General features: G+C 71.7%; 7 protein-coding genes. 2 read left to right on the top strand and 5 right to left on the bottom strand.

Annotated features, from left to right (window positions below; all coding sequences use genetic code 11):
• Both ABTY04_RS35270 and ABTY04_RS35265 read right to left on the bottom strand, forming a co-directional pair.
• Window positions 1-622: hypothetical protein (locus ABTY04_RS35270; protein WP_352217532.1), on the bottom strand; the 622-nt coding region annotated here is incomplete at its 3' end.
• A 391-nt stretch (window positions 623-1,013) separates the two neighbouring features.
• Entirely contained in the window at window positions 1,014-2,204 is a 1,191-nt protein-coding gene (locus tag ABTY04_RS35265) for an acyl-CoA dehydrogenase family protein (RefSeq protein WP_352217531.1), read from the bottom strand.
• A gap of 180 nt (window positions 2,205-2,384) precedes the next feature.
• Between ABTY04_RS35265 and ABTY04_RS35260 the strand changes: the two genes are divergently transcribed.
• Window positions 2,385-3,143, top strand: a complete 759-nt coding sequence (locus tag ABTY04_RS35260; protein WP_352217530.1) for a hypothetical protein — start codon at window positions 2,385-2,387, stop codon at window positions 3,141-3,143.
• A 15-nt stretch (window positions 3,144-3,158) separates the two neighbouring features.
• Here ABTY04_RS35260 and ABTY04_RS35255 read toward each other — a convergent pair whose 3' ends face one another.
• The 3 genes from ABTY04_RS35255 to ABTY04_RS35245 all read right to left on the bottom strand — a co-directional run bounded on the left by ABTY04_RS35255 (window position 3,159) and on the right by ABTY04_RS35245 (window position 5,409).
• Complete coding sequence (locus ABTY04_RS35255; protein WP_352217529.1) at window positions 3,159-3,509, bottom strand: hypothetical protein; 351 nt, start codon at window positions 3,507-3,509, stop codon at window positions 3,159-3,161.
• Window positions 3,510-3,673: 164 nt separating this feature from the next.
• Entirely contained in the window at window positions 3,674-4,510 is an 837-nt protein-coding gene (locus tag ABTY04_RS35250; RefSeq protein ID WP_352217528.1) for a class II fructose-bisphosphate aldolase, read from the bottom strand.
• Window positions 4,507-5,409, bottom strand: coding sequence for an SIS domain-containing protein (locus ABTY04_RS35245; protein WP_352217527.1), 903 nt, complete (start codon window positions 5,407-5,409; stop codon window positions 4,507-4,509). Before ABTY04_RS35245 ends, ABTY04_RS35250 begins: the two co-directional genes overlap by 4 nt.
• A 181-nt stretch (window positions 5,410-5,590) precedes the next feature.
• On the opposite strand from ABTY04_RS35245, the gene ABTY04_RS35240 reads away from it, so the two are divergent.
• On the top strand, window positions 5,591-6,370 hold the full coding sequence (locus tag ABTY04_RS35240; RefSeq protein WP_352217526.1) for a DeoR/GlpR family DNA-binding transcription regulator: 780 nt from the start codon (window positions 5,591-5,593) through the stop codon (window positions 6,368-6,370).
• The last annotated feature ends 234 nt before the right edge of the window (window positions 6,371-6,604 follow it).

The raw sequence follows: 6,604 nt of genomic DNA, 5'->3' as shown, positions 1-6,604 counted from the left end.
CCGCATTGTTCAGCAGGGCACAACTGCCCGACGGACCGGTCACCGTCACCGTCGTCGCATGACCGTTGTCCAGATTCGTCACCTTCAGCTTCGTCCCGACAGGGAACGTCCCACTGCTCGCCGCCGGCGCACCCGCCTCACCCGACAACGTCACCGTCGACCCCGGACACACCACCTCCCCGGTGGCCGCCGGCACCTGCACACCCGCCGCACCGGACCCACCGGAAGCTCCCGCCGCACCGGACCCACCCGTCGCAGGAGCGGACGCGGCAGCGCCACCCGCCACCCGCTCGATCCGCGCCCGCCGGATCAGGTTCTTGCCCGGCTCCCGCACCTGCTCGAACGCCGCATTGTTCAGCAGGGCACAACTGCCCGACGGACCGGTCACCGTCACCGTCGTCGCATGACCGTTGTCCAGATTCGTCACCTTCAGCTTCGTCCCGACAGGGAACGTCCCACTGCTCGCCGCCGGCGCACCCGCCTCACCCGACAACGTCACCGTCGACCCCTGGCACACGACGTCGGGGACGGCGGCATTGCCGGTCGCCATCGTGGCGACGAACCCTCCGGCCGCCAGGGCTCCCGCGACCACAGAGAGCACGGCCTTCTTCTTCAGACTCATGGTCCGTTTCCTGGACACTGACACTCCTCGATCCGATGGACGTTCTCCCACCTCGTCCTGGATACGGCCCACAACGCAGGCACGTTCGGTTTTTGTCGCCGTCTCACAAACCCAGAATCAAGGCGTCTTCGGGTGCTGCGTGGGCACACGCACAGAGTTCGCGTCCATCGGACTGTGCACGAAGATGCAGGTCACAACCCCCGCACCCGTGGGGTTGACGTGTGTGCGGCGCCTTTGCCGACGGCTTGGACCACCGCTGGGCGAGCAGGCCAAAGGCAGCCTTAAGGTTCGGTTGATCTGCCGTTAACCAGCCCAGGGCGCAGGTCAGCGCGCGCGGACAGGCGCTGACCGGCCCCGGTATGCGCCGACCACCGTCAGCCGTCGCACGCGCTCAGCGGCGGACGCGCGGCATGCCCAGGCCGATCCAGGAGATGATCTCGCGCTGGATCTCGTTGTTCCCGCCGCCGAAGGTGAAGATCACGGCGCTGCGGTAGCCGCGTTCGAGCTCGCCGTGCAGGACCGCGCCCGCGGAGCCGTCCTTGAGGGAGCCGGCCGCGCCGACCACCTCCATCAGCCAGGCGTACGCGTCCCGGCGGGCCTCGGATCCGTACACCTTGACGGCGGAGGCGTCCTGCGGGGTCAGGGTGCCGTCCTGGACGGCGTTGACCATCTGCCAGTTGAGCAGCTTCATCGCGTCGAGCCTGGCGTGGGTGCGGGCCAGCCGGCCGCGGACCCAGGAGAGGTCGATGACGCGGCGGCCGTCGGCGAGCTTGGTCCCGGCCGCCCAGCGCTGGACGTCGTGCAGGGCGCGGATGGCCATCGTGCCGTGCGCGGCCAGGGTGACGCGCTCGTGGTTGAGCTGGTTGGTGATCAGGCGCCAGCCCTTGTTCTCCTGTCCCACGCGGCGGCTCGCCGGGACGCGGATGTTCTCGTAGTAACTGGCGGTGGTGTCGTGCGAGGCAAGGGTGTTGATGAGGGTGCAGGAGTAGCCCGGGTCGGAGGTCGGCACCAGGAGCATGGTGATGCCCTTGTGCGCGGGGGCCTGCGGATCGGTGCGGACGGCCAGCCAGACCCAGTCGGCGGTGTCGCCGTTCGTGGTCCAGATCTTCTGCCCGTTGACCACGTAGGTGCCGGTCTCCTCGTCGCCCTCGCGAACGGCCTTGCACTTGAGGGCCGCGAGGTCGGTGCCGGCGTCCGGCTCGCTGTAGCCGATGGCGAAGTCGATCTCGCCGGACAGTATCTTCGGCAGGAAGTACGCCTTCTGCTCGTCGGTGCCGAACTGCATGATGGTCGGCCCCACCGTGTTGAGCGCCATCAGCGGCAGCGGTACGACGGCCTGCGCGGCCTCGTCGAAGAAGATGAACTGGTCCATGGGCGACATCCCGCGACCGCCGTACGCCTTGGGCCACCCGACCCCGAGCCACCCGTCCGCGCCGAGCCTGCGGATGGTCTCCCGGTAGAAGCGCTTCTGGGCGGCCGGGTCCTCGTAGCGGGCGTAGACGTCCTCAGGCACCAGCTCGGCGAAGTAGGCGCGCAGCTCGCTGCGCAACTGCTGCTGCTCAGGCGTGTATTCGAGGTGCACGGCCCCTCCGGGTGTCTCGCGGTCCAGCCGGTCGCTGTGGCGGCGGCGCACAGAGTAGAACGCGTTCCAAGAATGGGGAAGGGTCGCGGGCGGCCGGTTCCGCCGACCACCCGGCAGGGCGCCGCCCGGTGGCCGACAATGGGCTTGCGCGCCAAGCGACTTCGAGGAATCGGGGGAGACATGGACAAGGCCTGGGAGCAGGAGTTCGCCGGGCGGGACCGACTGCCGGAGCGCCGCGACCGGCTGCCCGCGGACCGGTTACCCGCCGACCGTTCCGAGTGCTCCGCCGGCGTGACCCAGATCCACGAGCCGGGAGCGCTGCCCGTCGACCCCGGGACCCCCGACCGCCAGGGGTGTTGGGAGCGGCTGCCGGCCGACGTACGCGCCAAGACGCTCGAAAAGGCGGGCAGGTCCCTGGTGTGGTGGGCCCGGGTCTACTCCGACGGCGCCCCGTTCGCGGTGGTCTTCGGAGACCGCGGGCTGTGCCGGGTCCAGCCCGTGTACCGCGCCGACGGCAGGGCACACGAGCACCGGGGCGAGCGGGTCCGGGTGGAACCCGGTTCGCTGCGGAGTCGTTCGTTCGAGGGGCGACCGCCGCAGACGGGTGGCGCGGCCGCGCCCGGCCGGCCCGGCGCGCCGGTGGAGCGGCTGCTCCTGGACCCGCCGGAGGCACAGGGGGTGCTCGGGCACTTCCCCCTCGACGTACAGGACTTCCTCCAGCGTCCGTTCCTGGCCGGCCGGCGGACCGTCACGGCCGAGTGGTACTACGAGGAGACCGTCGAGCCCACGCACACCGGCCTGTTCGTCCTCCTGTGCCTGTCCACCGACCGCCATGTGACCGCGATCGAGGCGCGCCGCACCCTGGACCGGGGCGCGACACCGGAGCGGGCCCGGTGGCACTCCCTCACCTGCCACCAGGCCCGGCTCACCCCCCGCTGACCCTCGCGGGCCGGTTCAGCGGATGAAGAGCACCGAGCGCAGCTTCAGACGCTCCGAGCCGCGGCCGGTGAACGGGCGCAGGTCGAACGCGTCGCCCGTGCAATCGGGGTTGGTGAAGACCCGTGCGACGGCGTCGGTGCGGTTGCGCGGCGAGAAGGCCGGCTCGGAGGCGGCCGGGTCGGCGACCTCGGGGAGGGAGATGCACTCGTCGCTCTCCGGGTCGAGAATCCTGGCCCGCTGCGTCGCGCCGTCCAGCCCGGCGAAGGAGTACTCGAACTCACCCGCCGCGGCACCGGCCGAGCCGGGTACGGCGACGAGGAGGGTGAGGGCGCTGGCGGCGGCGAGCACGGCAGTACGAAGACGCATGGGGGTGATCCCTTTCCGATGGCGACGCGCAAGGCGGCGCTGAAGGCGGCAGTGATCACGCTATGGGGCTCCGAGCGTGATCAAACGGTTCTTCCAAGCCACCGGAAAGGGTGGTTTGCCGCCCTATTGTCCAGGGCATTCACCTCTCTTGCGGACCCGCACGGTCAGTTCAGCGCAGTGATCATCGCCGTGGCCGTCGCCGTCATCGCCGTACGGGCCGCCGTCAGGTAGGGCCGCGGGTCCGCCGGGGTCAGGTGCGTGCGAATGGCCTCCGTCATGGCCAGGTTCAGCGCCGTGCCGATGTTGACCTTGCGGATGCCGCCCGCCACCGCAGCCGCGAGTTCCGCGTCCGGCAGCCCCGAGGAGCCGTGCAGCACCAGCGGCACGTCCACCGTCTTGGCCAGCCGCGCCAGCAGCACGTGGTCCAGCTCGGCGGTCCGGCTGGTCATCGCGTGGCTGCTGCCGACCGCCACGGCCAGCGCGTCGACACCGGAATCGGCCACGAACCGGCGGGCCTCGTCCGGATCCGTCCGGGCACCGGGCGCGTGCGGGTCGAGCGGGGCGGCGCCGTTCTTCCCGCCCACCTCGCCCAGCTCGGCCTCGACCCACAGCCCGTTGGCGTGCGCCCAGTCGGCCGCCGAACGGGTCGCCTCCAGGTTCTCCCCGTACGGGAGCTGCGCGGCGTCGTACATCACCGAGCTGAACCCGGCATCCACGGCCTGCCGGAGCAGGTCGGGGCTCTTGACGTGGTCCAGGTGCAGGCCGACCGGGATCCCGGCGGCCTCGGCGCAGGCGACGGCGGCGCGCGAGATCGGCAGCAGCTGACCGCCTCGGAACTTCACCGCGTTCTCGCTCAGTTGCAGGATGACCGGCAGGCCCGCCTGTTCCGCTCCAGCGACGACGGCCTCGGCGTGCTCCAGGGTGATGATGTTGAACGCGGCGACGGCACGGCCTGCGGCGGCCGCCTCGACGACGAGCGATCCGGCAGGGACGAGGCTCATCGGACCGCCTCCTCACCGGCGGTGAGGATCACCGAGCGGGTCAGGTTCCGCGGCTGGTCCGGGTCGAGGTCCTGGTGCGCCGCGACGGCGATCGCCAGCCGGTGGACCCGTACCAGCTCGGCGAGCGGGTCGAGCCGCCCGCCCACCCACTGGCCGCCGGTGGCGCGCACCTGCTCGGCGAGCCCTTCGGGGGCCTCGTCGAGCGACCAGGTGAGGGTGCCCGGCGCGGTGACGCTGATGGGACCGTGCCGGTACTCCATCGCCGGGTAGGACTCGGACCAGGACAGCGAGGCCTCGCGCATCTTCAGCGCGGCCTCGTGGGCGAGGCCCACGCTCCAGCCGCGGCCGAGGAAGGTGAACTGCCCGCGGCTGGAGGCTTGTTCGGGCAGCGGCTCGACGAGTGCGGTCCGGGCGTCGGCTACGGCGGCGGCGGTGTGGCGGCCGACGTGGGCGCGCAGCAGGGTCAGGGCGGTGGTCGCGAAACGGGTCTGCACGACGGACTGCTCGTCGGCGAAGTCGAGGACGACCAGCTCGTCGGCGAGGGCCGTCACCGGGGTCTGCGGATCCCCGATGACGGCAGTCGTGCGCACCCCCGCGTCCCGCAGCCCGGCCAACAGGTCCAGCACCTCGGTGGTGGTACCGGACCGGGTGAGCGCGACGACCCGGTCGTACCGGCGGTGCAGGGGGAACTCCGACGCGGGGAAGGCGTCGGTCTCCCCCTGGCCCGCCTCCTCGCGCAGGGCAGCTGCCGCCTGGGCCATGTAGTACGAGGTCCCGCACCCGACGATCGCGGCACGCTCCCCCGGCTGCGGCAGCACGGCCCGCCGGGCCGGAGCCAGCTCGGCGGCCCGCTCCCAGCACTGGGGCTGCGTGCCCAACTCGTACGCGACGTGACTCATGGCGGCTCCCTGGCCCGGTGAGTGCGTGCACTTGCGTTTTCCTGCAAGGTAGCGGTCGATTTCACGCAACTTCAAGCATCTCGGGGTTGATCTCCTGAGTTAATGTCGACGCGTAGGCCAATGGAGCAGCCGGCGGAGGACCGTCGGAGCACACCCGAGGGGGTCGATCACCGTGGGGTCCATGACCCGCAAGGAGCGCTGGCAAACACTGCTGGACCTGCTGGTGGAGCGGGGCGAGCTGGAGGTCGAGCCGGCGGCGGGGACCCTCGGCGTGTCCGCCGCGACCATCCGCCGCGACCTCGACCAGCTGGCCGAGCAGCAGCTGCTGGTCCGCACGCGCGGCGGGGCGGTGGTCCACGGCGTCTCGTACGAACTCCCGCTGCGCTACCGGACGTCCCGCCGAGCCGCCGAGAAGCACCGCATCAGCGAGGCCGTGGCGGAGCTGATCACCCCGGGCGAGGTGGTCGGCCTGACCGGCGGCACCACGACCACGGAGGTGGCCCGCGCGCTGGCGGGCCGCCCGGACCTGGCGGCGGGCACGCCTGCGCTGACGGTGGTCACCAATGCGCTCAACATCGCGGGCGAGCTCGTCATCAGACCGCAGTTCAAAATCGTCCTGACGGGCGGGGTCGCCCGCCCCCAGTCGTACGAGCTGACCGGCCCGCTGGCCCAGCAGGTCCTGGGCCAGCTCACCATGGACACGGCGGTCGTCGGCGTGGACGCCTTCGACCCGGCCGACGGCGCGGCGACCCGCCACGAGGACGAGGCCGCGATGAACCGCCTGCTGTGCGAACGGGCCCGCCGGGTGGTCATCGCGGCGGACTCCAGCAAACTCGCGGTCCGCGCCTTCGCCCGCATCTGCCCAACGGAGGCGGTGGACGTCCTGGTGACGGACACGGGCCTCCCGGACCCGGTGGCAGCGGAATTCGAGGCAGCGGGAGTGGAGGTCCGGCGGGTCTAGAGGCGGGGGCGGGGCGGGGGCGGGGGCGGGTGGATCTGCCGCCTCGGGGACGGACGTGTCGACGGGAATGCGAGGGGGCGGGGTTTGTCGATGCGGTGTCGGGAGGGCCGGGCGGGGGGTTGGGGTCGGGGTCTGAGTTGACCGGGGTCGGTGGGGTGTCCGGGGGCGTCCCGCCAGTCCACTGTCCTTCCGGTTCGGTCCGGGCCGTCAAGGGCGCTCCTTCGTCGCGTCGCT

This window comes from Streptomyces sp. NPDC097981 (assembly GCF_040302565.1).
In the GTDB taxonomy this organism is placed as follows: domain Bacteria; phylum Actinomycetota; class Actinomycetes; order Streptomycetales; family Streptomycetaceae; genus Streptomyces.
This window is presented reverse-complemented; position numbering and strand designations above follow the sequence as displayed.

Coding starts and splice junctions, on each gene's coding strand:
- ABTY04_RS35250 (WP_352217528.1), bottom strand. CDS start 4,510: ATGAGCCTCGTCCCTGCCGGATCGCTCGTCGTCGAGGCGGCCGCCGCA.
- ABTY04_RS35240 (WP_352217526.1), top strand. CDS start 5,591: ATGACCCGCAAGGAGCGCTGGCAAACACTGCTGGACCTGCTGGTGGAG.
- ABTY04_RS35260 (WP_352217530.1), top strand. CDS start 2,385: ATGGACAAGGCCTGGGAGCAGGAGTTCGCCGGGCGGGACCGACTGCCG.
- ABTY04_RS35245 (WP_352217527.1), bottom strand. CDS start 5,409: ATGAGTCACGTCGCGTACGAGTTGGGCACGCAGCCCCAGTGCTGGGAG.
- ABTY04_RS35255 (WP_352217529.1), bottom strand. CDS start 3,509: ATGCGTCTTCGTACTGCCGTGCTCGCCGCCGCCAGCGCCCTCACCCTC.